We start from the raw sequence: 26,108 nt of genomic DNA, 5'->3' as shown, positions 1-26,108 counted from the left end.
GGTACGAACTTCAGTCAGATCTTTTTTAGTACAACTTCTAGCGAGGTTGCGGGCTTCCACACTTCGCCGCAGGAATCCGCGCAACTCTCAGCGGCGGCGTGGTATCGGTACGGAGCGCGTTTGCGCTCCGCAACGCTAGCTGTTCAGCGCAAACGACACTTGAGCCATTGCGCGCGCCGCCGCTCTGGGAGCCACGGCTACTGATGCACCGGCGCGCGTTCCCGGAAGAGCGGGCTGCGGTCGCGTCCGATCGAAGGATCCTCGAACGGTTTTGACGTTTCCGCTGCTGGCAGTCCGAGAAGCTGATCAAGTTCGCTGACCAGCGAATGCACTGAAACGGTTCTAAAGGTTGGTCCATTACCATCAAGAGCGCTCGGCTCCTGAGGGACGGGAACGGTCGGAACTGCATCCGTCACCACCAGGACTGACAGCGGCAGCGCGGCCTGCACTATCAGATCGACGAAGTGGGTATGACCGCTCTTGCCGGGTGGAACATATGCGACGACCACGGAATGCGTTCGCTTCGACTTTTCAGTCTTGATTGCGGCTAGCGTCGCAGTCACGGTAATGTCATAGCCGCGAACACGCAACAGTGCCTCCAACGAAGCCTGAATGCCATTTTGACGGCAGTAAAGAAGAACCCTGCAAGCGGAGCGAGAGCGGGAACGGTGGGTTATTGCCACGCGTCGCAGGTCCAGTTCGCACGACAAATAAAGCAACATCGACCGCCTGTACGCGCTTTCCGCCCTTTCGATCTGGTAAGGGTCAGGTGCCCTGGCGTTCTTCGCATCCTCAATCGCTTTCGACCGCATTTCGACATCTTCCAACGCGGTGTCGAAGCGCTTTCGCAATGACCATACGTCCAGTTCGTATGCGTTCATGACTTTCTGCCGGATTTAAGGAAGACAAGCAGGGAGATGTCCCAGTCGATCGATCACTTTTATTTAAGGACGCGCAATCGCGGGACCCGGTCATCATGAATTTTCTTGCACTCAAATGAATCGATCAACCGGTGGCGGTGACGGTGATGCTAAAAGGTATTAATCGAACAAGCCAGCTGATAGGTGATTGGCGGTCGTCCGGGGCGAATATGTGCGTCGAAGAGATCCGACCGGCAGGCGCGCGATCCCGGTGGGGACTGTCGGGCGTCGGCCACAGAGTTATCAACAACCACCGGCCCAACGGATCCAAGCCGGGGGCCGAGACTCTGCGCCGTTCTGATGCGTTCGCGCATTGAATTGAGTCCATGGCGGACGACATTGCGCGGCACGGGCGATGCGCTATACGCGGAACCCGACAACCTCGACTCAAGGGGGACGCGAACCAAAAGCCGGTCGAGCGCGCCGACGCTTGCCGAAACACGCAGCGTGAAGGCGATGTGAGCGTGCGTTCCGACGTACGGTTGAACAACGCCCCCATGGCAACAGGCAACATGGACAGCACGCAGGTGCCAAGGGCAAGAATCATCCTGAGCGAGACGCGTATACACCGGAAGACGAAGGAAAGTACCGCACGTGGATCCGGACGCAGAGCCTCGCGGAAAAGACGTTCTTTCCGCATGACAGGTAACGACTCTCGCGCATCAAGACCGATGCGCGAACAGCAAAGCCAGTAAGGAGGACTGAATGAAAGCCGTCGTATTTCATGGCATCGGTGACATCCGGCTCGACACCGTCCCGGACCCGACGATCCAGCAGCCCACCGACGCCATCGTGCGCATCACGTCAAGTGCGATATGCGGCACCGATCTGCATATGGTCCGCGGCACCCTGGGCGGCATGAAACCGGGCACGGTGTTGGGCCACGAAGCTGTGGGCATCGTGGAGGAGGTGGGGCCCGGCGTGCGCAACCTGAGCCGCGGCACCCGCGTGCTGATCCCGTCCACGATCTCGTGTGGCACATGCTCCTACTGCCGCGCGGGCTACACAGCGCAATGCGACAAGGCGAATCCGAATGGCGCCCAGGCCGGGACCGCGTTCTTCGGCGGCCCGCAGAGCACGGGCCCGTTTAACGGACTGCAAGCGCAATACGCTCGCACGCCGTTCGCGAACGCAAGCCTTATTCCGCTGCCTGACGAACTTGACGACGACCGTGCGATCCTTCTCTCGGATATCTTCCCCACGGGTTACTTCGGCGCGCAGCTTGCGGAAGTACGGCCCGGAAACGTAGTGGTCGTCTACGGCGCCGGACCGGTGGGACTCTTCGCGATCGCAAGCGCGCAGCTCATGGGCGCAGGCCGCATTTTCGCCGTTGACCGCGTGGACTCGCGCCTGGATATGGCGCGCGCGCTGGGCGCGGAGGCCGTGAACTTCGAGAAGGAAGACCCGGCGGAGGCACTGGCGGAGCTCACGGGCGGCATTGGCGCTGACCGGGTGATCGACGCGGTGGGCGTGGACGCCGTACGGGCGAGCAACGCCGGCGACGCAAAAGACGCGCAATTCGACGAGGAGGTGCACGAGATCACCGGTAACCACGGCGCCGGGCGGGGCGGCGCGTGGGAACCCGGCAACGGGCCATCGCAGGTACTGCAGTGGGCGATGAAAACGGTCGCCAAGGCCGGCACCTTGGGCGTGATCGGCGTATATCCGCCCAATGACCGTTTCTTTCCCATCGGGGAGGCGATGAACCGCAATCTCACCCTCAAACTGGGGAATTGCAATCACCGGACAGTCATACCGGAGCTTGTTCGCCTGGTGCGGGAACGCGGCTTCGATCCGCGTAGCGTGCTGACGCAGCGTGAACCGCTTACTGAAGTGCTCGATGCCTACCGGGCATTCGATGAGCGCGAGCCGGGCTGGATCAAGGTCAAGCTAGAGCCGTGATGTCCGTGCTGGCGTGTGCCGGCGCACACGTGCTGGCTCCGCACGATGGGTAACACCGCTCGGCAATGGCCCGAGTTTGCGATAGATCTGAAGCGCGAGCGCGAGGCACGACATCGCCGCAACGTTGCGGTCTTTTGGGAGCCGGCGGTCGCGGACCGCCTACCCGTCGTCCTCGCTCCGGCCTTGCCCCCAATGACCGTCGCCATCCGTTGAAGGTGCGGCACGGCCCGTGCTCTCTTGGACGTGTCCTTTTCAACGATTTGGATAACTAAATGAAGACGATTAAACGTATTGTCACAGTCACCGCGATTTTGACGTTTCCTGCTGCCGCTTTCGGGCAAGCTGCAGTGTCCACAAGCGATTCCCTGACCCGCGGCCAGGTCAGGCAGGATTTGATTCAGGTGGAGCAGGCGGGTTACGAACCGTCGGCGGGCGACCGGGCGTCTTATCCGCGCGACCTGCAGGCGGCTGAAGCGCGCGTTAGCGCCCAGCAGGTGGGCATCGCGGGCAGCGGCTATGGCGGCGTAAGCGCGGGCTCGTCGGAGTCGGCCGCGAAGTGGGCGCAGCCAATGAACGCCCCCGCTGGAATCAAGCCGGTCTACTTTGGGCACTGACACATAGGCTGTCACCTATCGTGCGCACTGCGGCGGTGCTCGCGCGGCGCAGCGGGCCGGGCAACTGGCCTGGCGCCTCGGTCGTGCCCAAGGCACTTTCGCGAGTGAAGGCTGGCCACGCTCAGTGCGAAAAGCAATGCGCCTCGATCCGCAGCCGCGCGGAAGCCTGCCCGGGCGCAAGCGGCTCGAAACCGAGGGGCCGGATCACTTGCCCAAGCGCTCGATCAGCGCGTTGAGCAGTTCGATCGGCAGCGGGAAGACGATGGTGGAGTTCTTGTCGGCGGCGATGGTGGTGAGCGTCTGCAGATAGCGCAGTTGCATGGCCTGCGGCTGCTTCGCGAGGCATTGCGCGGCTTGCAGCAATTTTTCGGACGCCTGCAGTTCGCCTTCCGCGTGAATCACCTTGGCGCGGCGCTCGCGTTCGGCTTCGGCCTGGCGGGCAATTGCGCGGATCATCGTTTCGTTCAGGTCCACGTGCTTGATCTCGACGTTCGACACCTTGATGCCCCATGCGTCCGTTTGCGCGTCGAGCACTTTCTGGATGTCGGCGTTCAGTTGCTCGCGCTCGGCGAGCAGGGCGTCGAGTTCGTGTTTGCCGAGCACGGCGCGCAGCGTGGTTTGCGCGAGCTGGCTCGTCGCGTCGATGTAGCGCGCGACCTGAATCACGGCCTTTTCCGGGTCCACCACGCGAAAATAGACCACGGCGTTGACCTTCACCGAAACGTTGTCGCGCGTGATGACGTCCTGCGAAGGCACGTCGAACACGACAGTGCGCAGGTCGATGCGCACCGCCACCTGCACCACGGGAATGATGAGCACGAGGCCCGGCCCCTTGACCTTCCAGAAGCGCCCGAGCATGAACACGACGCCGCGTTCGTACTCCTTGAAGATGCGGATGGACGACAAGGCGATCAGCACCAGCAGCGCGATCAGAAGGCCCGTGAAGCCGAACGTGAAGCCGATCATGAATGTTCTCCCTTCTCGTTTGCCTTGTCGTGTGCCGCGCCGTGCAGCGGGGTTACGGTGAGCGTGAGACCGCTGCGCGAGCTCACTTGCACGCGGCTGCCGGCGGCGAGCGGCGTGGCGCATGCCACACGCCAACGCTCGCCGTGCACGCGCGCCCAGCCCGTCGACAAAGCTGCGTGGCCGGGCCGCGGGTCGGGGCGCAGGCCCTCGTCGATTACTTCGCCCGTGGCGCCTACCATCGCCTCAGCGCCGGTCACCACGGGCCGGCGCCGCGCGCGCAGCGCCACGCTCGAGACGGTGGCGACGAACGCCGCGCCGCCTAGCGCTAGGCCCGCGATGAGCGGGATGGGGATGCCGTAGCCGGGCGCGCCGGTGTCCATCAGCATGAGCGCGCCGATGGCGAACGCCACGATGCCGCCGAAGCCCAACACGCCAAAGGTCGGCAGAAATGCCTCCGCGATGAGGCATGCGAGCCCGAGCAGCACGAGCCCGAGGCCCGCGTAGTTCACGGGCAGCAGCTGCATGGCGAAGAGGCCCACCAGCAGGCAGGTCGCGCCCGCCACGCCGGGCAGCACGAAGCCTGGGTTGGCGAACTCGAAGAAGAGTCCGTAAATGCCGATGGTCAGCAGAATCAGCGCGACGTTCGGGTCGGCGACGATCGAGAGGAAGCGGTTGCGCCAGTCGGGCGCGACGACTTCGAGCGGCGCGTGCGCGGTGGCGACGCGCAGCGTTCCCGCCGTGGTCGTGACGGTGCGGCCGTCGAGCTGGCGCGCGAGATCGGCGGCGTCCAGCGCGATCAGATCGATCACGTGCTGGTCGCGTGCTTCTTCATCCGAGAGGCTCACAGCCTCGCGCACGGCGCGCTCGCCCCACGCGGCGTTGCGCCCGCGCAGTTGTGCAAGGCCGCGAATGTAGGCGGCGGAGTCGTGCATGACCTTGCGGGCTTCCGTCGATTCGTTGTCGTCGGCGTGCGGGGCCGAGGCGCCGGAGGCGGTCTCGGGAGCGCCTGGCGGGCCGCCTGGAAAACCACCGCCACCGCCACCACCGCCGCCCACGCCGAGCTGCACCGGCGATGCCGCGCCGAGGTTCGTCCCCGGCGCCATGGCTGCGAAGTGGCTTGCGTAGACGATATAGGTGCCCGCGCTCGCGGCGCGCGCGCCGCCGGGAGCGACGAAGGTCGCAACGGGCACCGGCGAGGCGAGAATCGCCTTGATGATCTGGCGCATCGACGTGTCGAGGCCGCCGGGCGTATCCAGTTCGAGGATCGCAAGCGGCGCGCGCTCGCGCGCGGCTCGCTCCAGCGAGCGGACGATGAAATCGGCGCTGGCGGGCCCGATCGCGCCGTTCACCGTCATGACGACGACGGGCGGGCTCGGCGCCGCGAACGCAGCCGGCACGGCTAGCGCGGCCGCCACAGCGGCCCACGCGACCAGCAAGGCGACGAACACAACGGCGCGAGCAAGCCGCGCGGTGAGCGGATGGTGCGGGTGAGCGTGCGGCGCGTCGTGCACCGCGGCATGCGAGGGGCGATGATCGCGCATCGGAAGTCCGGAAGGTGGCGCACGTTCCGGCTCACAGATGGGGCAAGAGCCGATACCTCAAGATTAGGCGCTTTCCGCCCAAAGCGCGAACCGGCCCGAATGGCGGGAAAACGCGCCGAATGTTGTGCCGCACACGGATTGCACGGCTCCGAAAGCAATGGAGGAATCGGGATTTGGCGCGCCGGGCTGCGGCGCGCACATCTTGTGGCCGGCAAGTCGTTGCTATTGCAACTAAACGGCAAGAGGGCTGCGGAAGCGCACGGACCCATACGGCGACGAGCCCTATGGTCGCAGCTTCGCTGCGGCGAGCTTCGAGGACGAACGGGATGTGGCCGCGTACCGCTCGAACGCGGTCGCGCATTTCATGCTTGTGCGCTACCAGGATTCGGTGCGGTGGCCATGGTGAAAGCTACGCGCTCACCCCCGGCGGGGTCTGGACGACCGGCCGGTCACGCGGGAACTGCGTGGCCTTGCGCAAGCCTATGACCGCACACGCGCATTTCTGGCTGCGCCGGGATCACGGCCCGATGCGGCGCGCACGGATGCCTCCCGAATCGAGGCACGGCTGGGCGCCGCATAAAACCCGACCGCTCGATGCGGCCGCGTGTTACTTCTTCTCGTCCCTCGTTTGTACGGGCAGGGACGCTTGCTGCAGTCAGGCGCGGATTAGTACCAGCGGCGCTGAGCTTCTGCGAGCAGTTCGCAGTATTCGAGGTGACGGTTCAGCGCTTCGGCGCCAAGACGACGCAGTGCAGCCAGAACTTGAGTCAGTTTTTCGACGATTGCACCCATGATTTCCTCTTTGCTAGGGTTAGTGCCTAAGGGATAACCCTTATTATAGAGATTTCAGGGCAGAATGCAAGGCGCGAGGAGCTAAGTGTGCGGTGCAGCAACACTTTTGATTCGCCCCTTATTGTCGTGTTAGCCGGCCCCGCCCACGCGATACCATGAAGCTCGCACACCCGCTCGCTCGGCGCCGGCGCACTTGCTGCCCTCGTTGCCGTTCCTGCGCTCTCGTTCGCCCAGTCGAGCCAACCGGTGACCCGTGCCGAAGTGAAGGCCGAACTCGTGCAACTCCAGAAGGCCGGCTACAACCCCGCCAGCGACAACACGCGATCCCCCGCCGACCTGCTGTTACCATGTGCTTGCGTGGCTACGCGGCTCACGCGAACGCTTTCACGTTCGAGTTCACGGCGCATCCATGCGCATCAAGGCGCACTTCGCGCCCACACCCGAAGCTCGCACGAGGTCAACATGCCGGGAACCCAGATCCCCACGTCCGCTCGCCCACGCATGATCCTGTTCAGCGCGCGCCAGTACGACGTCGATACGTTCGCCGAGGCGAACAGCGCTTTCGAATATGAATTGCACTACCAGGAATCGCATCTCGACGCCGATACCGCCGTGATTGCCGATGGCTACGAGGTGGTGTGCCCGTTCGTCAACGATACGGTCGACGCCGCCACGCTCGAGCGCCTTCACAAGGGCGGCACGCGCCTCGTGGCGCTGCGCTCGGCAGGCTTCAATCACGTCGATCTGGCAGCGGCGCAGCGTCTTGGCATCACCGTCGCGAGAGTGCCCGCCTATTCGCCGCATGCGGTGGCCGAGCATGCCGTCGGGCTGATCCTCGCGCTCAACCGCAAGCTGCCGCGAGCCGTGTCGCGCACGCGCGAAGGCGACTTCTCGCTTGCCGGGCTGCTCGGTTTCGATCTGCATGGCAAGACGGCCGGCGTGATCGGCACGGGCATCATCGGCCGGTGTTTCGCGCGCATCATGGCAGGCTTCGGCATGCAGGTTCTCGCCCATGATCCCGGCCCGCCGGCCGCAGACTTGCTGGCGCTCGGCGCGCGTTACGTGCCGCTCGATACGTTGCTAGCGCAGTCCGACGTAGTGAGTCTGCATTGCCCGCTCGTGCCCGCAACCCGGCATCTGATCGACCGGCACGCGCTCGCGAAGACGAAGCGCGGCGCCATGCTCATCAATACCGGCCGCGGCGGCCTGGTGGAAAGCACCGCGCTCGTCGATGCGCTCAAGAGCGGCCAGTTGGGGCATCTCGGCCTCGACGTGTACGAGGAAGAGGGCGGCCTGTTCTTCGAGGACCACTCGGATGCGCCGCTGCAGGACGACGTGCTCGCGCGTCTCCTGATGTTTCCGAACGTGATCGTCACGTCGCATCAGGCGTTCTTCACGCGCGAGGCGATGAACGAGATCGCGCAAACGACGCTGCGCAACGTGGAGGCCTGGCGCAGCGGTTCGCCGGTCAATCTCGTGGACGCGCCGCACGGCTAGCGCGCAGCGCGCACGGCAACACATAAAAGCGAAGCGGGGCGCGCAAGCCGCCGCGCTTTTTTGCTTTCTTCTGCTACGCGATCACGCCTCGACGACGCTGAGCGTGACGTCGATGTTGCCGCGCGTGGCCTTCGAGTACGGGCAGATCTGGTGTGCCGTTTCGACGATGCGCTGTGCCGTCTCGCGATCGACGCCCGGCAGGGTCACGTTCAGACGGCCGCGCAGCTTGAACGCGTCGTCCGCGTTGATGAGGTCGATCTCGGCGTCGACCGCCACGTCGCGCGGCAGCGTCGTGCCGAGTTTCGTGGCGGCGCGACCCATGGCGCCGATGAAGCACGCCGACCAGCCCGCCGCGAACATCTGCTCCGGGTTCGTGCCCGGTGCGCTCGATCCGGGCGGCGAGAGCTTCACGTCCAGACGCCCGTCTTCGCTGCGGGCCGCGCCATCGCGGCCGCCGGTGGTGTGGGTCTTGCCGGTGTACAGCACTTTTTCTGCCTGACTCATGGTATTTATCTCCTGGGGTTAGCGTCGTCGGGACAATGAATTAGCTGCCGCGGTACAGTTGCTGGATCGCGGCGAGCTGGCCGTCGTGCTGCGCCTGAACCAGTTCCTGGCGAACCTGTGCACGCGTGATCTTTGCGTTGGCCGCATTGCTGGCGGGCATCCATGCCTGACTTTGCTGAACCGAGGGTTGCGCGGCAACCGACTGGGCGGGCATGGCGGCGAAGGCCGGAGCGGCGGTGAGGACTGCGGCGCTGGCGGCGAAGGCGAGGGCGAGCTTCGAGACGTTCATGACTTTCTCCTGGGAAGGGTTCGGAAATCCGTCCGGTCAACAGCAAGTTCCGGCGTTGATGCATTACAACCACCGGACGTATCTGCCGTGTTTCATGAACGCCGCGTTTTGCAAGGGTATGTGTCTGTGGCCGGCGCTTATACATTGCGATACAAACGCGCCGCTCGTGCAATCCCGCTCACGCCGAATCGATCCTGGCACGCCGACGCTTTTTTGATTCGTTTTGTGTACGCGCTCGCAACAGACACATTGGGATACATGGCGCTTTTGCTGCCCGGTTATAAATTCACCGGGGCGTTTTGCCTGCCGCCGCGAGCGTGATCGACCGGTTCGAACGATCTGCTGCCGCCGGCTCATCAACGAGGCCAAGCCGTTCGGGCGCGGCCTGCATGCACAACAAGGAGAAATGGTCATGTCAGATCCCGTCAACGTCCGGCGCCGTCGCCTTCTCGGCACGTCGCTTGCCGGCCTCACGCTCGCGGACTTCGCATTCGGCGGTCTCGCGCACGCACAGTCGGCCGGCGGCACGGAAGGCAACTCGCGCACGGGCAACGGCGTCTCGTTCGGCCCGATCAAGCAGGTCAACGCTGGCCTGCTCAATGTGGGCTACGCCGAAGCGGGTCCGAAGAACGGTCCGGTTGTGATTTTGCTGCACGGTTGGCCGTACGACATTCATAGCTATGTCGAGGTCGCGCCGATGCTGGCCGCGTCGGGCTATCGCGTGCTCGTGCCGTATCTGCGCGGCTACGGCAGCACGCGCATTGTCTCCGACGACACGCCGCGCAACGGCCAGCAGGCCGTCACCGCCGTCGATCTCGTCGCGTTCATGGACGCCCTGAAGATCGATCAGGCCGTGCTGGGCGGCTACGACTGGGGCGCGCGCACGGCGAACATCGTCGCGGCGCTGTGGCCCGAGCGCGTGAAGGGGATGGTCTCCGTGAGCGGCTACCTGATCGGCAGCCAGGAGGCGAACCGCAAGCCGCTGCCGCCGCAAGCCGAGCTGCAGTGGTGGTACCAGTTCTACTTCTCGACCGAGCGCGGCGTGCAGGGCTATGCCGCGAATCGCGATGCGTTCAACAAGCTGATCTGGCAACTCGCCTCGCCGAAGTGGAACTTCGATGACGCGACCTACGAGCGCAGCGCAGCGTCCTTCCAGAATCCGGACCACGTGGCCATCGTGATCTCCAACTACCGCTGGCGCCTCGGGCTCGTACAGGGCGAGGCGAAGTACGACAGCCTCGAGCAGCGTCTTGCCGCCGCGCCGGCCATCACCGTGCCGACCATCACGCTCGAAGGCGACGCCAACGGGGCGCCGCATCCCGCGCCGGCCGCCTACGCGAAGAAGTTCACGGGCAAGTATCTGCACCGCAGTCTCGATGGCGGCATTGGCCACAATCTCCCCCAGGAAGCGCCCAAGGAGTTCGCGCAGGCCATCCTGCAAGTCACGCATCTGTGACGGGGGGCCGCGATGCAAGCGCGTTTTCTCAAGCATCGCGCGCCCGTCGTGCTCGCACTGCGCGCGGCTCTCGCGCAGGTTCCCGCTGCGTGGGCCCAGCAAGGAACGCAAGCGCCGGGGGCAGGCCGCATCGCCGATCTACGGCTTGACGATTGCGCCCGGCTACCGCAAGTGGGAAATGATCGCGACTACTTGTTTACTCGATTTGCACCTTGACAGGGTGCAGGGGCTCCTGATTCAGGATCGGTGACATAATTCCGCAGTTGTCTTCACACTGATCGGGAGAGCCCCATGCAGCGGACGTACCGTGGAAGTTGCCATTGCCAGTCGGTGAAGTTCGAAGCCCTAATCGATTTCAGCAACGGCACGGGAAAATGCAACTGCAGTTTCTGCGGAAAGCTCCGCCTCTGGCTCGTCCAGGTTCGCCCGGAAGCCTTCGTCCTGCTTTCGGGCGAAAGCGATCTCACGCATTACGAAGGGAAGAACCCGGTAGCCCACCATCCGTTCTGCAAACACTGCGGCGTGCATGTATTCGACCGCGTCGATATGCCGAATGGAACGGGTTACCCTTACATCAACGTGAATATCATGTGCATCGACGACTTCGACCTCAACGAAGCCCTCGATGCACCGATCTCCTATGCCAACGGTCTCGCGAATGATTGGGGCAATCCGCCTCCGGAAACGCGGCACCTTTGAGTATCTCAGGGCGCTCGTCCCGCATGTTGAGCAATGCCGGGCTCGCGGGCGTCCAGCTGATGCCGCTCAGACGTGAACTGAACGAATTCGGCGCGAAACCGTGAAGGGTCATCGAGCGATCCGGCGTAGATCGTCACGATATCCGGCGCATGCTGCGGTGTGCCAAAGAGCAGGCTGCCGCAATGCGCACAGGAATTTCGTGTCGTTGGCATGCCGCTGCCGCCCGTTATCGTGTAAGTGCGGATTTCGCCTTCGAACGAGAATTCGGCCGCACTCACCACGACTACCGGCAACCCGGCCGATCCGGAAGCGCGCTGGCAATCGCGGCAGTGACAAACGAGCTGCGCGAACGCTGCGCCGCGAGCCTCGTATTGCACCGCGCCACACAGGCAGCGGCCTTTCCAGTCTGTCGACATCGGTCTTCTCCGTTTTTGCGGGTACGCGCGCATGTTACGCGTATAGTCGGTCTCTTCGCGCGCTGCTGCCGGATCTACGCGGGCAAACGCGTGATCGCCGCCGCCCCGCCAGCCGGAGCGGCGCCGCGCCAGCCGATCATCCCTGCTTGCCCTGAATGCCCAGCAGATCGCGAACTTTCTGCTCGGTCTGCGCGTAGTCGCCCTCGCCGAAGTGGGTATAAACGAGCTTGCCGTTCTGGTCGATGAGGTAGACCGCCGGCCAGTACTGATTGCCATAGGCGTTCCACGTCGCGTAACCGTTGTCCTGCGCGACAGGGTACGTAATGCCGTATTGCTTGATCGCCTTCTGCAGGTTGCCGGTATCGCGCTCGAACGAATATTCGGGCGTATGCACGCCGACCACCACGAGACCCTTGTCGCGATAGCGCGCGTCCAGCTCCTTGATGTGCGGGATAGTGTGCGCGCAGTTGATGCAGTCGAAGGTCCAGAAGTCGACGAGCACGACCTTGCCGTGCAGTTGCTTGAGGTCGAGCGGCGGGCTGTTGAGCCAGTTGTTGATTCCGCTGAAGTCGGGCGCCTGCGCGCCGGTCTGCAGCGCGGCCGAGCCGCCCGACGGCGCTTCGCCCGAAGCGTACGCGGCGAGCCCGGCGGTGGCAGCGAGGCCGATGGCAACAGCGGCTATCTTGAGACGAGAGATCATGAGAGTTCTCCTTGTGTGGACGACGAGCGTATTGGACCGCTCCCACGTATCTGGCTCGTGTCCCGCTTGCGGCACTGTTGAAACGTAGTGTGTCGCCGGCGGGGCGCGATACGTAGGGATACAAATCGTCCACTGCGCGGCCACAGCTTCGCGGGCCGCTGCACGCCGTGCGCGTGCTTGTATCCCTATGTATCCAGCCGCCTGCGCGATACATGACGATGCACGACGCCCGCGTTCCGGACATTCCCCGGATACATGCCCGCGCTGAAATACGGCACATGGCAAGTCCGCCGACATTCGTCTGGAGACCGAACTCATGTTACTCATCGTCATCGCATTCGTGGGCGGTGCGTTCACCGTCCTGAGCCCCTGCATCCTGCCGGTCGTGCCGTTCGTGTTCGCACGTTCCGAAGAACCTTTCCTTACTGGCCGGCTGCCCATGCTGCTTGGCCTCGCGCTCACGTTCGCGCTGCTCACGGGGCTCGGCGCCGCCGGCCTGAACGGCGCAGCGCAGCTGAGCGAGTACGGCCGCTGGATCGCGCTCGGGCTCTTCGCGCTGTTTGGCGCGGCGCTCCTCTTTCCCGCGCTCGCCACGCGCCTTTCCGGCCCGCTCACGGTGCTCGCCGACCGCTTCATGGCGCGCTCGCAGGACGACGGCGCGTCGCGCCGCATCGGTTCCGCCGTGCTGCTCGGCGCCGCGACTGGCCTGCTGTGGGCGCCCTGCGCCGGGCCGATCCTCGGTCTCATCATCACCGGCGTGGCCCGCCACGGCGTGACCTGGCAGACGTGGGCCGCGCTCGCGGCCTATGCCGTGGGCGCCGCCAGTTCGCTCGCGGCGGTGGCGGGGCTCGGCCATCGCGCGATGGCTGCGCTCAAGCGCTCGCTCGGCGTGGGCGAGCATGTGCGGCGCGCGATGGGTGCGCTCGTGCTCCTCACGGTCGGCGCGATCGCGCTGGGCGTGGATACGCGCCTGCTTGCGCTGGTGCCGGGCGCGCCGACCAATGGCGTGGAAGCGCGCCTTGTCGATCTGCTTGCGAGCCCCGCTGCGGCACGGCAGACGCCGAGCGCGGAGCCAGCGCGTCATGAGGAGCGGGTAGCCCAGGCTCGTCCAGCGGTACGAGACGAACCAGCGGCCCACATCGTGCGCGTGTCGCTGCCGGCCCCGGCGCCCGCGGTCGATCTTCCGGTGGAAGGCCGCCTGCCGGCGCTCGACGGCGCGAACGCGTGGCTCAACTCCGCGCCGCTCACGCCCGAAGCGCTGCGCGGCAAGGTCGTGCTGGTCAACTTCTGGACGTATTCGTGCATCAATTGCCTGCGAACCCTGCCGTATCTGAAGACGTGGGCCGACCGCTACCGTAACGACGGCCTCGTCGTAATCGGTGTGCACACGCCGGAATTCGGTTTCGAGCATGACACGGGCAACGTCAAGCGCGCGCTGGCCAATCTGGACATCCGCTATCCCGTCGCTGTGGACAGCGACTACCGCATCTGGAGCGCCTTCGGCAACCAGTACTGGCCGGCGTTCTATCTCGTCGATGCTCAGGGGCGCGTGCGCTATCACCACTTCGGCGAAGGCGATTACGCACAGGCGGAGCAGGCGATCCAGCGACTGCTGGCCGACAACGGCCGCGCCGCGCCCGCCGCCACGCCGACAGCACCGCAGTCAAGCGGCGCGCTGGCTCCCGCGGATCAACGCGACATCGGCTCGGGCGAAACGTATGTGGGGTATCGCGAGGCGCAGGGCAATGCGAACGCGCAGCGCGTGCAGGCCGATACGGCCGCCGCGTACACGTTGCCGGGGCAGCTCGGCTTGAACCAGTGGGCGTTCGGCGGGCAGTGGAACGTGGGCGCCGAGTCCGCCGTGGCGGGCGCGCCGCAGGCGAGCATTGCCTATCGCTTCCATGCGCGCGACCTGCATCTGGTGCTCGCGCCCACTGCCGACGGCAAGCCCGTGCGCTTTCGCGTCAGCATCGACGGCGCGCCTCCGGGAGCCGCGCATGGCGCCGACGTCGCAGCGGACGGCACCGGCGTCGCCACCAGCGCGCGCCTGTATCAGCTCGTGCGGCAGTCCGGCCGCATTGGAGATCACACCTTCGAGATCCGCTTTCTCGACCCGGGCGCGCACGTCTACAGCTTCACGTTCGGCTGATAAGCGCCACGCCACGCCGCGCCGCCGTGCCCTCGTGGGCCGGCGGCGTTTGCGTTATGGCTGTGCCGCGCATCGCGGAGGGCTTTTTGTAGCGCAATGTATCTGCGCGCAATTCGGACACGTCCATATGCAAACCGCGCCCCAAATGGAAACACGGCAGATACATCGGGACGTTCAAATACACCTACGCCAGCTCGATACACCCCTCGCGCTGAACTGAACCCGGTTTGAACCCGATCGCTGTCTACCCCTTCCTCTTTGGAGAACCTCATGAAAGCCCTCAAGCTCCTCGCCCTCGCCGCTCTTGCCGCCGCCCCGGTTCTTTCGTTCGCTCAGTCGAACGAGCCCGTCACCCGTGCGCAGGTGCGCGCCGAACTCGTGCAGCTGCAGAAAGCCGGCTACAACCCGGCCGCCGACGAAACCCAATACCCGCGCAACATCCAGGCAGCGCTGGCGCGCGTGGAAGCCACGCAGGTCGCGCAGCAAGCCGCTTCGTCATCGTATGGCGGTGTGACGGCCGGCTCGTCCGATGCGTCCGCTCCGCGCAAGCCGCATCACGCCATGAACGGCACGAACGCCGCGCGCGCTGCGCAGGACGATATCCCCGGCCTCGGCCCGATCTACGCGCATTCGTAATCCGCCTTTCCCGACCCACCGAACGACCCGATAAGAGAAGAGAGAAAAACGATGGCTTCGATCAAGCAGATTTTTACGTCCGTGGCGTTCCTCGGCGGCCTCTTCGCGCTGCAAGCGGCGCATGCCGCGCCGCCGCAGGACCTGAAAGGCACCAACGTCGTGCTGGTGCACGGCGCGTTCGCCGACGGCTCCAGCTGGAACCGCGTGATTCCGCTCCTCGAAGCGCGCGGCCTGCACGTCGTCGCCGTGCAGAACCCGCTCAGCTCGCTCGCCGACGACGCTGCCGCAACGAAGCGCGTGATCGAGCAGCAGAAGGGCCCGGTGGTGCTGGTCGGCCACTCGTGGGCAGGCGTCGTGATCAGCGAAGCCGGCAACGACGAGAAGGTGAAGTCGCTCGTGTACGTGGCGGCCTTCGCGCCCGACAACGGCCAGTCGATCGCCGATATCACCCAGGGCCAGCCGGACGCGCCCTGGGCAAGCGAACTGCGCAAGGACTCGGCGGGCTACCTGACGCTTTCGGACAAGGCGATCCGCGAGGACTTCGCGCCCGACCTGCCGCCCGCACAGCAACGCATCGTGGCGGCGACCCAGGGCCCGTGGTTCAGCGGCGCCCTCTCGCAGAAGGTCACGCAGGCCGCGTGGCACGACAAGCCTTCGTACTTCGTCGTGACGACGCGCGACCGCATGATCGCCCCCGCGCTGCAGGAATCGATGGCGAAGCATATTGGCGCAAAGGTGACGCGCGTGAACGGCAGCCACGTTTCGATGCTGAGCCAGCCGAAGGCCGTGGCCGACGCGATCATCGACGCGGCGGAACACGCGCAGCAGGGCGCACAGTAACCGGCCCGCCTCGGCCGTGCGGCGGAAGCGCTTCGACTCGCGCGACCGCTCGCCCGCCGCCGACATCGCACCCGAGGAGCACCTGAATGCAACGCTGGGTACAGGGACTGATAATCTGCACACTTCCGTCATCGTCCGGAAGGCCCGCCGTGCGCCCATTCAGTGCCCTCATCATGCTCGTCGGCGTCCTGCTCGCATCAGCAGGCTATGGCGCGACGTTCCTGTTCTCCATGCACGTGCGCGCCATCGGCGGGAACGATATCAACACCGGCGTGGCGCTCGCGGGCGCGGCGCTCGGCACCTTCGTGGGCGTCTCGCTCACGGGCTGGGTCGCCCAGCATGTGGGCGCGGCGCGCATGGCCGCGCTCGCGGCGCTCTGCGTGGGCGCGGGCGTGGTGAGTTTCGCGCTCGTCGAGCAGGTGAGCAGCTTCGACGTCGTGCCCGGCTTCCTCGTGGGGTTCGGCTGGGGCGCGTTCTGCCTCGCCGCGCCCATGGCGCTCGCCGAGCGCACGAACGACGCCGAGCGCGGCCTGTGGTTCCTGCGCTTCGCCACCATGCAGATGACGGGCATCGGCGGCAGTCCGGCGCTGGCGGGCTTTGCGATCCGCTTCTGGCGCATGCCGCTTGGCGGCGTGCTCTACACGATCGGCGGCCTGTGCGTGCTGGCGGCCGTCCTGCTCGAGCTGTTCGGCCGGCTCGCGCCGCACGTGCGCTCCAGTACCGCGACGCAAGAACCGGCCTCGCCGGACCCGTGGCTCCTGAAGATGGGCGTGATCGCCCGCACGCGCGCGGTGTATCCCATCGTCATCATCGCGCTGGGCGGCTGCGTGTTCTCGGGCCTCATGACGTTCCAGATGTCGCTCGTGCAAGGCACCGAGGCGAAGGCGACGACTTTCTTCAGCGTCTACACGGTGACGGTCATCGCCACGCGCTGGCTGCTCTCGCGCGTGGTCATCAAGATGCGCTCCGAAACCGCGACGAAAGTGCTGCTCGTCATGATGGTGATGGGCAGCGCGGCGATGTTCGTCGTGCCGTTTCACGTGCTGTTTCAATCGGCGGCCGCGGTGCTGCTGGGCACCGGGTACGGGCTCGCTTACCCGATCGTCCAGCTTCAGGCCGTCAACGACTCCGTCGCCGCGCACCGCCGCGCCGCGCTCACGTGGTTCGTCGCGGCGTACTTCGTCGGCGCGTTCGGGTTTCCGACCGTCGGCGGCTGGGTGCTGGTGCACGGCGGCCGCGCGGCGCTGCTCGCGCTCATCGCGGCATGCGGACTCGCGGCGCTCGCGCTGGCGGTTCTGCGCGACCGGCAGCGTGTCGAGACGTTATCGGCCAGCGCCTGAACAGGTCTGGCAACTCTTAATTTCCTAACGAACCGGAGGGATCGTGACTGAACTATGGCGTTTATCCGCAACTGAACTCGCCAAGCGGGTTCGCGCGCGCGAGGTGTCGGCACGCGAGGCCGCGAAGGCCGCGCTCGAGCGGCTGGAGGCCGTCAATCCGCTCATCAACGCGGTGATCGACTACCGGCCCGAGTGGGTCTTCGAGCAGGCCGACAGAATCGACGCGGCGATAGCGCGCGGCGAAGACCCGGGGCCGCTCGCGGGGGTGCCCGTCACTACGAAGATCAACATCGACCAGGCGGGCTTCGCGACGACCAACGGCACGCGCCTGCAAAAGGATCTGATCGCGCAGGTCAACAGCCCGGCCGTCGAAAACCTCGTGCGCGCGGGCGCGGTGCTGCTCGGCCGCACCAATTCGCCGACCTTCGCGCTGCGCTGGTTCACGAGCAACCAGGTCCACGGGCATACGAAGAACCCGCGCAACGCATCGCTCACGCCGGGCGGCTCGAGCGGCGGTGCGGCGGCGGCGGTCACGGCCGGCATCGGGCATATCGCGCTCGGCACCGACATTGGCGGCTCGGTGCGCTACCCGGCCTATGCGTGCGGCGTGCATGGCCTGCGGCCCAGCATCGGGCGGGTGCCGGCGTTCAACGCGTCGTCGCCCGAGCGGCCGATCGGCGCGCAGATGATGTCGGGCGCGGGCCCGATGGCGCGTACGGTCGAGGACCTGCGCGTGGCGCTCGCGGCGCTTGCCGCGCCCGACCTGCGCGACCCGTGGTGGACGCCGGCGCCGCTCATCGGGCCCGACGTGCCGCGGCGCGCGGCACTCTGCCTGCGCCCGGGCGGCATGAGCATCACGAAGGAGGTGGAGGATGCTTTGCTCGACGCCGGCCGCCGACTCGCCGACGCGGGCTGGACGGTCGAGCAGATCGATGACGTGCCGCTCCTGCGTGACGCCGGCGAAGTGCAGGAACGCCTGTGGCTCGGCGACGGCTTCCCGGCGCTCGCCGACGCCGTGGCGCGTGACGGCGACCCGGGCGCGCAGGCGGTCGTGGACGGCGTGCGCGCCAAGGTCGCGGCGATGCCCGAGAACGTGGTGGTCCCGTCGCTGGTGCGCCGCACGACGCTCACGCGCGCATGGCGCTTGTTCCTTGCGGAATATCCCGTGCTGCTGCTGCCGGTTTCGGGCGAACTGCCGTTCCCCAATAACCTCGACATGCAGGGCGCGGCGGGATTCCAGCGCGTGTGGGACGCCCAGCTGACCATGCGCGCATTGCCCGCGATGGGCTTGCCGGGGCTCGTCGTTTCGACGGGGATGGTGAAGGACGTGCCGGTTGGCGTGCAGATCGTCGCCGGGCACTTCCGCGAAGACCTGTGTCTGCTGGCTGGCCAGGCCATCGAGGAACGAGGCGCGCCGCCTTCGCCCATCGACCCGGCCATGTAAGCCGGGCGGGCGTTATGCGGGCTTCTTGACCACGGTGTCGTGAGGGGTGAGAGCGTGCCCCTCACGGGTCTGCGGAAACATCGACAGCAACGGCTTGCCCGTTGCTTTGTCGATCAACCACGAATGCCGTTCGCCGCGCCCGAACAAATGGCGCTCGCCCCACTGCTGAAGCGCCACGATAACGGGGAAGAGGCTTTCCCCTTTCTTCGTTAGCACGTACTCCTGATAGGTCGTGCCGTCGGAGGCAGGCCGGGTTTCGAGAATGCCGGCCTCGACCAGATGGCTCAAACGGCCTGACAGGATATTGCGCGCCACGCCCAGATTGCGCTGAATGTCACCGAAGCGGTGAATGCCGTCGAAGACATCGCGCAGGATCATCAGCGACCACCGGTCGCCGATCACGTCGACCGAGCGCGCGACGGGGCAGGTTTCCTTCTGCATGGATTTGCGGCTTGCCATGGCGATTCTCTCTCTTGCTGGAACGTATTGACGTAATGCGTACGCCTCACGTAGTTGCATTTTAAAACCAGTCGACATACCATTCAATCAGTTTTGTTTTGAAACTGGATTGAAGATCATGGACGCGGATTCCGTTGCGCTTGCACCGCCGGCCCGCGGCGCTCCCGTGCAGCCGCGCGCGCCGTTGTCGCGCGGCCTCGTACTGCTGTTCGCCGTAGCCAGCGGTTTGAGCGTCGCCAATGTCTACTATGCGCAGCCCTTGCTGGACGCCTTGGCGCGCGATTTCGGCATCACGCGCGCCGCGGTTGGCGGCGTGGTCACGGCGACGCAGGCCGGTTGCGCGCTGGCGCTGCTGCTACTCGTGCCGTTGGGCGACAGGGTAGAGCGTAGCCGCCTGATGATCGTGCAATTGCTGGCGCTGGCGGGCGCGTTGGGCGTGGTCGGTCTCGCGCGATCCGTAACGGTGCTGCTGGCCGGCATGCTCGGTGTGGGTATGCTCGGCACGGCCATGACGCAGGGTTTGATCGCCTATGCGGCGGCCGCCGCCGCGCCCGACGAGCGCGGGCGCGTGGTGGGTGCAGCGGGCAGTGGCGTGTTCATCGGCCTGCTGCTGGCTCGCGTGTTCTCCGGCGGCGTGAGCGATCTTGCCGGTTGGCGCGGCGTGTATGGCTGTTCCGCCGCCGTCATGCTCGCCCTGGCCGTGCCGCTGTGGCGCCGGCTTCCGAAACTGGCACGCGGTGAGCCAGGCACGATGAGCTATGTACAACTGATCATCTCGATGTTCGCGTTGCTGCGCTCGGATCGCGTGCTGCAGACGCGCGGCGTGCTCGCGCTGCTGATGTTCGCGACCCTCAATATCTTCTGGAGCGCGTTGGTGCTGCCGTTGAGTGCGCCGCCCTACAATTTTTCTCATACGGCGATCGGGGCCTTCGGCATAGCCGGGGCGGCGGGCGCGCTGGCCGCTGCGCGCGCGGGCCACTGGGCCGATCGGGGTTGGGGCCAGCGCACCAGTGCGGCCGCGCTGGCGCTGCTGTTGCTGGCCTGGTGGCCGCTCTCGATGCTGGGACACTCGCTATGGATGCTGCTGGTCGGCATCGTGCTGCTCGATCTCGGCGGTCAGGCGCTGCACGTGACCAATCAAAGCCTGATTTTTCGCAGCAACGCGCAACTTCATAGCCGGCTCGTGAGTCTTTACATGCTGTTCTATGCGGTTGGCAGCGGGCTTGGCGCGATCGGCACGACGGCGACGTATGCCGCGGCGGGCTGGCATGGTGTGTGTACGCTGGGCGCGGCCGTGAGTTTGCTGGCGCTCGTGTTCTGGGCCGTCACGGTGCGCAGCATGCCGCGCGCGTCCCCGTGCGCCTGTACGTCGAATTGAAGCCTGAATGGAAACTCGAACCGGGAGACATGGATGGATGAACTGAAACTGCTGGCGGATGCCGACGCACGCGGCCTGCGCTATCTCGAAGGCAACGCCACACGGCGTGTTTTCCCCTCGAACGCAGCCATCGCGGCGCTCAGTGCGTTCGACGAGCCGCTGCCCGCGAGCGGATTACCCGCCGAAGACACGCTGTCGCTGCTCGACCGCGTAGGCTCGCCGGCGACGACGGCTTCGAACGGTCCGCGCTATTTCGGCTTCGTGATTGGCGCGGCGCTGCCTGCAGCGGCCGCGGTCGAGCGGCTCATGCTGGCGTGGGATCAGTGCGCCTCCACGTTCGACAACTCGCCGGTCGCAGCCACGGTGGAACGCATCGCGGGGCGCTGGGTGCTCGAAGCGCTCGACCTGCCACGCGAAAGCGCCGTGGGCTTCGGCACCAGCGCGACAGCGTGCACGCTCGGTGCGCTCGCTACCGCCCGGCGCGCGCTGCTCGCACGGCAAGGCTGGGACTTCGACCGCCAGGGGCTGATGGGCGCGCCCGAAATCAAGGTCGTGGTCTCGGAACTCGCTCACATTACGGTAAAGAAGGCGTTGCGCATCCTGGGCTTCGGGCTGGAGCGCATCGTCTACGCGGCCGTCGATGCTCACGGCGGCGTGGATGCGGCGCGACTCCCGCCGCTCGACGACCGCACGATCCTGTGCCTGCAGGCCGGCGAGGTGAATACCGGCGAATTCGACCCGTTTGCGCCGATCGTCGCGCGTGCGCGGGAGGCCGGCGCGTGGGTGCATGTCGATGGCGCGTTCGGCCTGTGGGCGCGGACCTCGTCACTGGCGGCGCTGACCGAGGGTATCGAAGGGGCCGATAGCTGGACGACCGATGCGCACAAGTGGCTGAACACGCCGTATGACTGCGCCATGGTCATTTGCCGCGATGCAACGGCGCTCGCCGAGGCGATGAACAGCGACGCGGCCTATTTGTCTGCGAGCGCCGACGCGCAGAAGAACCTCACACTGGAGTTCTCGCGCCGCGCGCGCGGCATTCCCGTGTGGGCGGCGCTACGCACGCTCGGTCGCGAAGGTGTCGCGGCCATGGTCGAGCGCCATCACGCGCAGGCGCAGCGCATCGGCGCCGAACTCGAACGCCTGGGCTACGAGGTGCTCAACCGGGTCGTGCTGAACCAGGTGCTGTTCCGCGGCGCAACGGATGCCCAGACGCTGGCGCTGCGCAGCGCCGTGCAGGCTTCGGGCGAAACGTGGTTCGGCGGCACGATCTGGCAAGGGCGGCCTGCGTTGCGGATCAGCGTGTCGTCGTGGCGCACGCGGGATGAAGACATCGAGGCGCTCGTGCAGTTGCTGGCATCGCTGCGCGGCGATTCGCGTGCGCCGTAGCGAACACCGGCGACAACGTTGCGCGCACAGCGAAAGCCCATTCTCGAGTCAACGTAGCAACGCGAGACTCAGCGCGATACCGGCCGCGTAAGTGCCGAGCGCGCCGATAAATCGGGCGGGATTGGGTTTTGCCATCGAGGGAAACGCGACCAGCCCGACGACGAGCAGGCACCGGCAGACGGTCGCGGCCACGATCAGCGCGAGCGTTGCCGGCGAGGGCGAGTGTGTGCCCAGATAGAGAAACAGCGCGGCCAGGAAGGGCACATATTCGGCCGTGTTCGCATGCGCGCGCACGAACTTGTGCAGCAGGCTGGCCGGGTCCGGCGCGCATCCCGAGAGCGTGCCTTCGCGAAAGCGAAGCATGGAAATGGACAGGCCGAGGCCAAACAGCAAAAGACCCAGCACGGCCACGCAGGCCAGCGCAATTCTGTCCATGACGGCCTCCCTGGCGAAAGAACGCGATGCGATTGTGGCGCGCGCTAGCCGACTTCCACGCGGTTGCGTCCGCTGTCTTTGGCCCGATAGAGCGCCACGTCCGCGCGTTTGACGATCGCACCGAAGTCATCCTCGCCCGGCAGGCGCTCCGTTACGCCGATGCTCACCGTAAACGGAACGGGCTTGCCCAGCCGCCATTGATGCTCGAAGTCCTGCTGCTCGATGGTCTGGCGCAATTCCTCGGCCACGGCCGTTGCCTGCTCGATATTGAACTCAGGCAGCGCGGCGACGAACTCTTCGCCGCCCCAGCGCGCAAACACGCCAATGCGCCTGTCGCTGTTCATCACGACTTTGGCCAGCACGCGCAGCACTTCGTCGCCGATGTCGTGCCCGTAGCTGTCGTTGATCTTCTTGAAGTAATCGATATCGAGAATAAAGACGGAAAGCGTTTTGTCGGCTTCGAGAAGCTGTTCAACGGTATCGGCAAATTCTCGGCGGTTCGGCAGGCCGGTCAGCTCGTCGGTGACGGCCTGCTTCTGAAGCAGATCCATCAAGCGAACGCGGTCGGCGATATCGCGAATCACGGCGGTGAATTCGATCAGCCCGCCCACGTTGATTTTCGAAATCGCAATTTCGACGGGCAACAGCGACCCATCCCGATGCAGCCCATACACGCGGTTGCGCTCGTCCATCTGCCGCGAGCGCACGGGCGAGCGCGCAAACAGGTGGACGTATTGCGAATGATTGGCGCGGTAGCGCTCGGGCAGAAGGTCCGTGATCGGTTGGCCGAGCATTTCTTCGGCAGAGTACCCGAACAGGTTTTCCGCGGCACGATTGAATAGCGTGATGCAATGCTGCTGGTCGATCGTGATGATGGCGTCGTAGGCTGCATCGACGACCGAACGAAAGCGCGACGTGCTGACTTCCAGTTCGTGCGTCAGCAACATCTTCGTGGTGATTTCAAGGCCTGTGACCATGATTTCGAGTACGGAGACTCCGCTTTCGGCGTGGCGTATCGGCTTCAACGACAGGCGCCACCAGTGCGTTCCGTCCCTCAGGTCATAGGCTTGCTCGAGTTCCCGGGCGACGCCGGATTCGAAGCACTGGGTCAGCTTTTTGCGGAATTCGGTTCGGGCGTAGTTGGGAATGAGCGAATCGAACGGTGCCGGGAACGACTTGATCGCGCTGCGCCTGCCGCCCGTCATGCGCATGAAATGATCGTTGCAGGCCGAAACCACGAACTGGCCCCGCTCGTCGCGGCCGATCATGGCCACGCTCGCAGCGATTTCGTCGACGAAATCGCGCATCATGTTCGACCAGTCGGCCATCGAGCCTCCTTTGCCCGGTTGCCCAATACACTGACGATATAGTAGACCGCATTGCGCGGCGCGGCAGCGTAATGTGTCCCACGGACGTTTTCGAACATGCGGGTTCGCGCGCGTTCGGGCAGACCCCAGCGCGAAATCGGGGTGATTCGAAAACGCGAAGAATGCGAACGCCGAAGTCAGAATGGGAGGTAAATGCCGCGCATTTTTACGGCATTTTTTCTTGTGCGAAGAAGCAGGGCTTCATCGGGCCTGTACGAAGCGGTGGAAGTGCGCACGAAGCGCCACTCGAAATTGCCAACGCGTGCCCGCGACGCTGGCTCGTCGTGCTGCATCTCGAGTTGAATCCGCAGCTCGCACAAGGCATGTGAGATTTAGACACGACGCGCCGCTATTTTTAACACCGCTTTTACGCGTTCGGGAATACGCTGAAGTTGTGTTCACAACCTGCGAATAGCAATTCAAATCTCATGGCTTGCGCAAATCCCATCCCCCGTTACGAGATCGTGGCGCCGGCTCCGCGGCCGCGTGCAAAGGTCGTTCCGTTGCGGGCCCCGCGTGCCTGGCTCGAAGTCATGCTGACCGCGAATACCGAAGAAGCCGCGCGGGCGCATCTCGCGGCGCTGCTGCATTCCCCGCTCGGCGTCTACGTCGCGCAAACTGCCTTCGCGCGCGGCGCCATGCGTGTGCTACTCGATATCGCGCCCGAAGACATCGACTTCACGATGCATACGCTGATAGGCAGCGTGCCGGAAGCCACGATCGGCGCGTTGCGTCTGCGTACCGGCAACAAGGGGGCCTGATATGTTCGAGGGAATCCGGTTGCCCATCGTGACGCCGTTGCGCGATGGCGAGTGGATGTCGAGGCGTTGTAACTCCTGACCGACGAATACGCGAGTGACGGCGTTGCCGGCATCGCCGCGCTCAGCACGACCGGCGAGGCGGCGCTCCTGAACGACGTGGAGCGCGTGACCGCCGCGCCTTCGCCCTGATTTCGTTTCGCGCCCGCGCCCTCGCGGATTTTTTTTCGCGTTTTCGAACTTTCATCTTGTCGCGCTACTATCCCCCTACTGTGTCATGGGGAACCTACGAAGATGAAGTACGAGAACGCTCTGCAACGAGCGATCAAGGAGCGCCTCGAGCGCGCTATGGAGCTGGCCGAACTGTTCGGTCTGTTGATCATCGGCATTGGCACCGTGGCCGCCATGGGCGCCCTGATCTGGCATATGGTGCATTCGGACGGCGTGACGCTGACCGACCTGCTGCTGATGTTTCTCTACCTCGAGATCTTCGCCATGGTCGGGCAGTATCTCAAGGCTGGACAGTTGCCCGTTCGCTTCCCGCTGTATATCGCCATGGTGTCGATCGCGCGGGACCTCATCCTGCGCGCGGGCGCGAACACCGAGCTGCATTTGCTGGCGTCTGCGGGCGCGATCGTGCTGATCGCGCTGGGCGTGCTGATCATCCGCTTCGGGCAGGCGAAATATCCCAGCAACACCGATGAACGGCGCGTGGAAGAGGCGAAGTAGGCCGGTCCTGCTGAAGTCGTGCCGTTTTGAGTTATCGCAAGCAAACCGGCCCGAGCCGCGCGGCGATGGTGCGGCACGCGGCGAGCAGGGGTTCGATGTAGCTCTGCTGCGCATCCGCCTGGCGGCGGAACATCGGCATGCTGACGCTCACGCAGCCCACTGCGTGACCATCGGCGCCGAGAATCGCCGCGCCGTAACACCAGATCGACTGTTCGTTTTCTTCGCGGTCTTCCGCGTAGCCGCGTTGCGCCGTGAGTTCGATCTCGTCGCGGATCGCGTCGAGGTCGGTCATCGTATGCTCGGTGAAACGCACGCGCGGCGCCTGTGCGAGCATTGGCTCGCGCTCGGGCGGCGTGAGCGTGGCGAGCCAGGCCTTGCCGACCGAACTCGACGTGAGCGCCACGCGCGTGCCGATACGCGAAGCCATGCGCACGGCGTGCGGACTTTCGAGCTTTTCGATGTACACCATCGCGCCGTCGCTGGGCACGGCGAGGTGCACTGTTTCCGAGGTGGTGTTGCGCAGTTCCATGAGCGCGTCGACGGCGGCGATGCGCAGGTCGGATCGCTCCCAGCTGCGGCTCGCGAGATTCACGAGACGCGGCCCGAGCGCGAACGTATTGCCGCCGCCCACCGCCGCGACGAGCCCTTCGGCCTGCAGCGCGGCGACGATGCGATGCACGGTCGGGCGCGGATAGCCGCTCGCGGCCACGAGCTTCGCGATGTTCGGCGGCGTGCTGGCATCAGCGATGAGCTGCAGCACGGCGATGAACTTCGAAAAGGCGGCCGTGCCAGCAACGCCCTTGGCGTCGCCGGATTGGGAGGAGGTGGGGGAATCAGTGGTCGACATCGGAAAGCTAGCGGGCGCCATGTGTGGCGCCATTATGCCCG

The 26,108-nt window shown here is 65.4% G+C and carries 25 protein-coding genes and 1 pseudogene; 14 read left to right on the top strand and 12 right to left on the bottom strand.

Annotated features, from left to right (window positions below; genetic code table 11):
* Positions 1-197 precede the first annotated feature (197 nt).
* The gene (locus tag AB3X98_RS02205; RefSeq protein WP_368604727.1) at positions 198-881 is read right to left on the bottom strand and encodes a hypothetical protein; all 684 of its coding nucleotides are present in this window, start codon (positions 879-881) and stop codon (positions 198-200) included.
* A gap of 744 nt (positions 882-1,625) precedes the next feature.
* On the opposite strand from AB3X98_RS02205, the gene AB3X98_RS02200 reads away from it, so the two are divergent.
* Both AB3X98_RS02200 and AB3X98_RS02195 read left to right on the top strand, forming a co-directional pair.
* Entirely contained in the window at positions 1,626-2,822 is a 1,197-nt protein-coding gene (locus tag AB3X98_RS02200) for a zinc-dependent alcohol dehydrogenase (protein ID WP_368604726.1), read from the top strand.
* 272 nt (positions 2,823-3,094) lie between these two features.
* Positions 3,095-3,436 carry a DUF4148 domain-containing protein gene (locus AB3X98_RS02195; protein ID WP_368604725.1) on the top strand — a complete coding sequence of 114 codons (342 nt, stop codon included), beginning with the start codon at positions 3,095-3,097 and terminating at the stop codon, positions 3,434-3,436.
* Between the two features lie 204 nt (positions 3,437-3,640).
* On the opposite strand, the gene AB3X98_RS02190 is transcribed toward AB3X98_RS02195, so the two are convergent.
* The 3 genes from AB3X98_RS02190 to AB3X98_RS02180 form a co-directional block, all read right to left on the bottom strand.
* On the bottom strand, positions 3,641-4,402 hold the full coding sequence (locus tag AB3X98_RS02190; protein ID WP_069262378.1) for a slipin family protein: 762 nt from the start codon (positions 4,400-4,402) through the stop codon (positions 3,641-3,643).
* Positions 4,399-5,943, bottom strand: coding sequence for a nodulation protein NfeD (locus AB3X98_RS02185; RefSeq protein ID WP_368604724.1), 1,545 nt, complete (start codon positions 5,941-5,943; stop codon positions 4,399-4,401). Before AB3X98_RS02185 ends, AB3X98_RS02190 begins: the two co-directional genes overlap by 4 nt.
* Before the next feature lie 666 nt (positions 5,944-6,609).
* Positions 6,610-6,735: a hypothetical protein gene (locus tag AB3X98_RS02180; RefSeq protein WP_256094506.1), complete on the bottom strand. Its 126-nt coding sequence runs from the start codon at positions 6,733-6,735 to the stop codon at positions 6,610-6,612.
* A 195-nt stretch (positions 6,736-6,930) separates the two neighbouring features.
* Between AB3X98_RS02180 and AB3X98_RS02175 the strand changes: the two are divergent.
* Positions 6,931-8,232 (top strand): annotated as a pseudogene (locus AB3X98_RS02175) (NAD(P)-dependent oxidoreductase); the annotation flags it as partial.
* An 81-nt stretch (positions 8,233-8,313) separates the two neighbouring features.
* Here AB3X98_RS02175 and AB3X98_RS02170 read toward each other — a convergent pair.
* Both AB3X98_RS02170 and AB3X98_RS02165 read right to left on the bottom strand, forming a co-directional pair.
* Positions 8,314-8,736: an organic hydroperoxide resistance protein gene (locus AB3X98_RS02170; protein ID WP_069262376.1), complete on the bottom strand. Its 423-nt coding sequence runs from the start codon at positions 8,734-8,736 to the stop codon at positions 8,314-8,316.
* A gap of 40 nt (positions 8,737-8,776) precedes the next feature.
* Positions 8,777-9,025, bottom strand: coding sequence for a DUF4148 domain-containing protein (locus AB3X98_RS02165; protein WP_368604723.1), 249 nt, complete (start codon positions 9,023-9,025; stop codon positions 8,777-8,779).
* 412 nt (positions 9,026-9,437) lie between these two features.
* Between AB3X98_RS02165 and AB3X98_RS02160 the strand changes: the two genes are divergently transcribed.
* Positions 9,438-10,481 (top strand): alpha/beta fold hydrolase, encoded by a 1,044-nt coding sequence (locus AB3X98_RS02160; RefSeq protein WP_069262374.1) that lies wholly within the window; start codon positions 9,438-9,440, stop codon positions 10,479-10,481.
* 291 nt (positions 10,482-10,772) lie between these two features.
* Positions 10,773-11,180 (top strand): GFA family protein, encoded by a 408-nt coding sequence (locus tag AB3X98_RS02155; RefSeq protein WP_368604722.1) that lies wholly within the window; start codon positions 10,773-10,775, stop codon positions 11,178-11,180.
* A 5-nt stretch (positions 11,181-11,185) separates the two neighbouring features.
* Here the strand turns inward: AB3X98_RS02155 and AB3X98_RS02150 are convergent, their stop codons facing one another.
* Complete coding sequence (locus tag AB3X98_RS02150) at positions 11,186-11,596, bottom strand: GFA family protein (RefSeq protein WP_368604721.1); 411 nt, start codon at positions 11,594-11,596, stop codon at positions 11,186-11,188.
* A gap of 136 nt (positions 11,597-11,732) precedes the next feature.
* A complete protein-coding gene (locus tag AB3X98_RS02145) occupies positions 11,733-12,296 on the bottom strand; it encodes a thioredoxin family protein (protein ID WP_368604720.1) in 564 nt (187 codons plus the stop codon).
* Positions 12,297-12,612: 316 nt separating this feature from the next.
* Here AB3X98_RS02145 and AB3X98_RS02140 point away from each other — a divergent pair, with 316 nt between their 5' ends.
* The 5 genes from AB3X98_RS02140 (at position 12,613) to AB3X98_RS02120 (ending at position 18,705) form a co-directional block, all read left to right on the top strand.
* Positions 12,613-14,445 (top strand): redoxin family protein, encoded by a 1,833-nt coding sequence (locus tag AB3X98_RS02140; protein WP_368604719.1) that lies wholly within the window; start codon positions 12,613-12,615, stop codon positions 14,443-14,445.
* 270 nt (positions 14,446-14,715) lie between these two features.
* Positions 14,716-15,081: a DUF4148 domain-containing protein gene (locus AB3X98_RS02135; RefSeq protein WP_368604718.1), complete on the top strand. Its 366-nt coding sequence runs from the start codon at positions 14,716-14,718 to the stop codon at positions 15,079-15,081.
* Between the two features lie 51 nt (positions 15,082-15,132).
* Positions 15,133-15,921: an alpha/beta fold hydrolase gene (locus AB3X98_RS02130; protein WP_368604717.1), complete on the top strand. Its 789-nt coding sequence runs from the start codon at positions 15,133-15,135 to the stop codon at positions 15,919-15,921.
* 149 nt (positions 15,922-16,070) lie between these two features.
* The gene (locus AB3X98_RS02125; protein WP_342948324.1) at positions 16,071-17,261 is read left to right on the top strand and encodes an MFS transporter; all 1,191 of its coding nucleotides are present in this window, start codon (positions 16,071-16,073) and stop codon (positions 17,259-17,261) included.
* A 43-nt stretch (positions 17,262-17,304) separates the two neighbouring features.
* Positions 17,305-18,705, top strand: coding sequence for an amidase family protein (locus AB3X98_RS02120; RefSeq protein ID WP_368604716.1), 1,401 nt, complete (start codon positions 17,305-17,307; stop codon positions 18,703-18,705).
* A 12-nt stretch (positions 18,706-18,717) separates the two neighbouring features.
* On the opposite strand, the gene AB3X98_RS02115 is transcribed toward AB3X98_RS02120, so the two are convergent.
* Positions 18,718-19,164: a helix-turn-helix domain-containing protein gene (locus tag AB3X98_RS02115; RefSeq protein ID WP_342948371.1), complete on the bottom strand. Its 447-nt coding sequence runs from the start codon at positions 19,162-19,164 to the stop codon at positions 18,718-18,720.
* A 118-nt stretch (positions 19,165-19,282) separates the two neighbouring features.
* Here AB3X98_RS02115 and AB3X98_RS02110 point away from each other — a divergent pair, with 118 nt between their 5' ends.
* Together AB3X98_RS02110 and AB3X98_RS02105 are read left to right on the top strand one after the other, a co-directional pair.
* Complete coding sequence (locus AB3X98_RS02110; RefSeq protein ID WP_368604715.1) at positions 19,283-20,542, top strand: MFS transporter; 1,260 nt, start codon at positions 19,283-19,285, stop codon at positions 20,540-20,542.
* A 33-nt stretch (positions 20,543-20,575) separates the two neighbouring features.
* Complete coding sequence (locus AB3X98_RS02105; RefSeq protein ID WP_368604713.1) at positions 20,576-21,931, top strand: aspartate aminotransferase family protein; 1,356 nt, start codon at positions 20,576-20,578, stop codon at positions 21,929-21,931.
* A gap of 48 nt (positions 21,932-21,979) precedes the next feature.
* On the opposite strand, the gene AB3X98_RS02100 is transcribed toward AB3X98_RS02105, so the two are convergent.
* Both AB3X98_RS02100 and AB3X98_RS02095 read right to left on the bottom strand, forming a co-directional pair.
* Positions 21,980-22,366 (bottom strand): MAPEG family protein, encoded by a 387-nt coding sequence (locus tag AB3X98_RS02100; protein WP_069262361.1) that lies wholly within the window; start codon positions 22,364-22,366, stop codon positions 21,980-21,982.
* A 44-nt stretch (positions 22,367-22,410) separates the two neighbouring features.
* Positions 22,411-23,694 carry a sensor domain-containing diguanylate cyclase gene (locus AB3X98_RS02095; RefSeq protein ID WP_069262360.1) on the bottom strand — a complete coding sequence of 428 codons (1,284 nt, stop codon included), beginning with the start codon at positions 23,692-23,694 and terminating at the stop codon, positions 22,411-22,413.
* A 572-nt stretch (positions 23,695-24,266) separates the two neighbouring features.
* Here AB3X98_RS02095 and AB3X98_RS02090 point away from each other — a divergent pair.
* Both AB3X98_RS02090 and AB3X98_RS02085 read left to right on the top strand, forming a co-directional pair.
* Entirely contained in the window at positions 24,267-24,494 is a 228-nt protein-coding gene (locus AB3X98_RS02090) for a hypothetical protein (protein WP_256094505.1), read from the top strand.
* A 291-nt stretch (positions 24,495-24,785) separates the two neighbouring features.
* On the top strand, positions 24,786-25,220 hold the full coding sequence (locus tag AB3X98_RS02085) for a phosphate-starvation-inducible protein PsiE (protein WP_069262357.1): 435 nt from the start codon (positions 24,786-24,788) through the stop codon (positions 25,218-25,220).
* 31 nt (positions 25,221-25,251) lie between these two features.
* Here AB3X98_RS02085 and AB3X98_RS02080 read toward each other — a convergent pair whose 3' ends face one another.
* Entirely contained in the window at positions 25,252-26,067 is an 816-nt protein-coding gene (locus AB3X98_RS02080; protein WP_069262446.1) for an IclR family transcriptional regulator, read from the bottom strand.
* Between the last annotated feature and the right edge of the window lie 41 nt (positions 26,068-26,108).

Origin of the sequence: Paraburkholderia sp. BR14312, from assembly GCF_040948675.1 — a bacterium.
In the GTDB taxonomy this organism is placed as follows: domain Bacteria; phylum Pseudomonadota; class Gammaproteobacteria; order Burkholderiales; family Burkholderiaceae; genus Paraburkholderia; species Paraburkholderia nodosa_A.
The sequence above is the reverse complement of the archived record's forward strand: the minus strand, read 5'-3'. Positions and strand labels throughout refer to the sequence as shown.

Excerpts from the sequence above, each read along its gene's own strand:
- AB3X98_RS02205 (WP_368604727.1), bottom strand. The coding sequence starts at position 881 with ATGAACGCATACGAACTGGACGTATGGTCATTGCGAAAGCGCTTCGAC.
- AB3X98_RS02195 (WP_368604725.1), top strand. The coding sequence starts at position 3,095 with ATGAAGACGATTAAACGTATTGTCACAGTCACCGCGATTTTGACGTTT.
- AB3X98_RS02115 (WP_342948371.1), bottom strand. The coding sequence starts at position 19,164 with ATGGCAAGCCGCAAATCCATGCAGAAGGAAACCTGCCCCGTCGCGCGC.
- AB3X98_RS02090 (WP_256094505.1), top strand. The coding sequence starts at position 24,267 with ATGCTGACCGCGAATACCGAAGAAGCCGCGCGGGCGCATCTCGCGGCG.
- AB3X98_RS02180 (WP_256094506.1), bottom strand. The coding sequence starts at position 6,735 with ATGGGTGCAATCGTCGAAAAACTGACTCAAGTTCTGGCTGCACTGCGT.
- AB3X98_RS02100 (WP_069262361.1), bottom strand. The coding sequence starts at position 22,366 with ATGGACAGAATTGCGCTGGCCTGCGTGGCCGTGCTGGGTCTTTTGCTG.
- AB3X98_RS02080 (WP_069262446.1), bottom strand. The coding sequence starts at position 26,067 with ATGTCGACCACTGATTCCCCCACCTCCTCCCAATCCGGCGACGCCAAG.
- AB3X98_RS02140 (WP_368604719.1), top strand. The coding sequence starts at position 12,613 with ATGTTACTCATCGTCATCGCATTCGTGGGCGGTGCGTTCACCGTCCTG.
- AB3X98_RS02185 (WP_368604724.1), bottom strand. The coding sequence starts at position 5,943 with ATGCGCGATCATCGCCCCTCGCATGCCGCGGTGCACGACGCGCCGCAC.
- AB3X98_RS02200 (WP_368604726.1), top strand. The coding sequence starts at position 1,626 with ATGAAAGCCGTCGTATTTCATGGCATCGGTGACATCCGGCTCGACACC.
- AB3X98_RS02150 (WP_368604721.1), bottom strand. The coding sequence starts at position 11,596 with ATGTCGACAGACTGGAAAGGCCGCTGCCTGTGTGGCGCGGTGCAATAC.
- AB3X98_RS02155 (WP_368604722.1), top strand. The coding sequence starts at position 10,773 with ATGCAGCGGACGTACCGTGGAAGTTGCCATTGCCAGTCGGTGAAGTTC.
- AB3X98_RS02170 (WP_069262376.1), bottom strand. The coding sequence starts at position 8,736 with ATGAGTCAGGCAGAAAAAGTGCTGTACACCGGCAAGACCCACACCACC.
- AB3X98_RS02145 (WP_368604720.1), bottom strand. The coding sequence starts at position 12,296 with ATGATCTCTCGTCTCAAGATAGCCGCTGTTGCCATCGGCCTCGCTGCC.
- AB3X98_RS02110 (WP_368604715.1), top strand. The coding sequence starts at position 19,283 with ATGGACGCGGATTCCGTTGCGCTTGCACCGCCGGCCCGCGGCGCTCCC.
- AB3X98_RS02085 (WP_069262357.1), top strand. The coding sequence starts at position 24,786 with ATGAAGTACGAGAACGCTCTGCAACGAGCGATCAAGGAGCGCCTCGAG.
- AB3X98_RS02130 (WP_368604717.1), top strand. The coding sequence starts at position 15,133 with ATGGCTTCGATCAAGCAGATTTTTACGTCCGTGGCGTTCCTCGGCGGC.
- AB3X98_RS02190 (WP_069262378.1), bottom strand. The coding sequence starts at position 4,402 with ATGATCGGCTTCACGTTCGGCTTCACGGGCCTTCTGATCGCGCTGCTG.
- AB3X98_RS02105 (WP_368604713.1), top strand. The coding sequence starts at position 20,576 with ATGGATGAACTGAAACTGCTGGCGGATGCCGACGCACGCGGCCTGCGC.
- AB3X98_RS02165 (WP_368604723.1), bottom strand. The coding sequence starts at position 9,025 with ATGAACGTCTCGAAGCTCGCCCTCGCCTTCGCCGCCAGCGCCGCAGTC.
- AB3X98_RS02160 (WP_069262374.1), top strand. The coding sequence starts at position 9,438 with ATGTCAGATCCCGTCAACGTCCGGCGCCGTCGCCTTCTCGGCACGTCG.
- AB3X98_RS02135 (WP_368604718.1), top strand. The coding sequence starts at position 14,716 with ATGAAAGCCCTCAAGCTCCTCGCCCTCGCCGCTCTTGCCGCCGCCCCG.
- AB3X98_RS02095 (WP_069262360.1), bottom strand. The coding sequence starts at position 23,694 with ATGGCCGACTGGTCGAACATGATGCGCGATTTCGTCGACGAAATCGCT.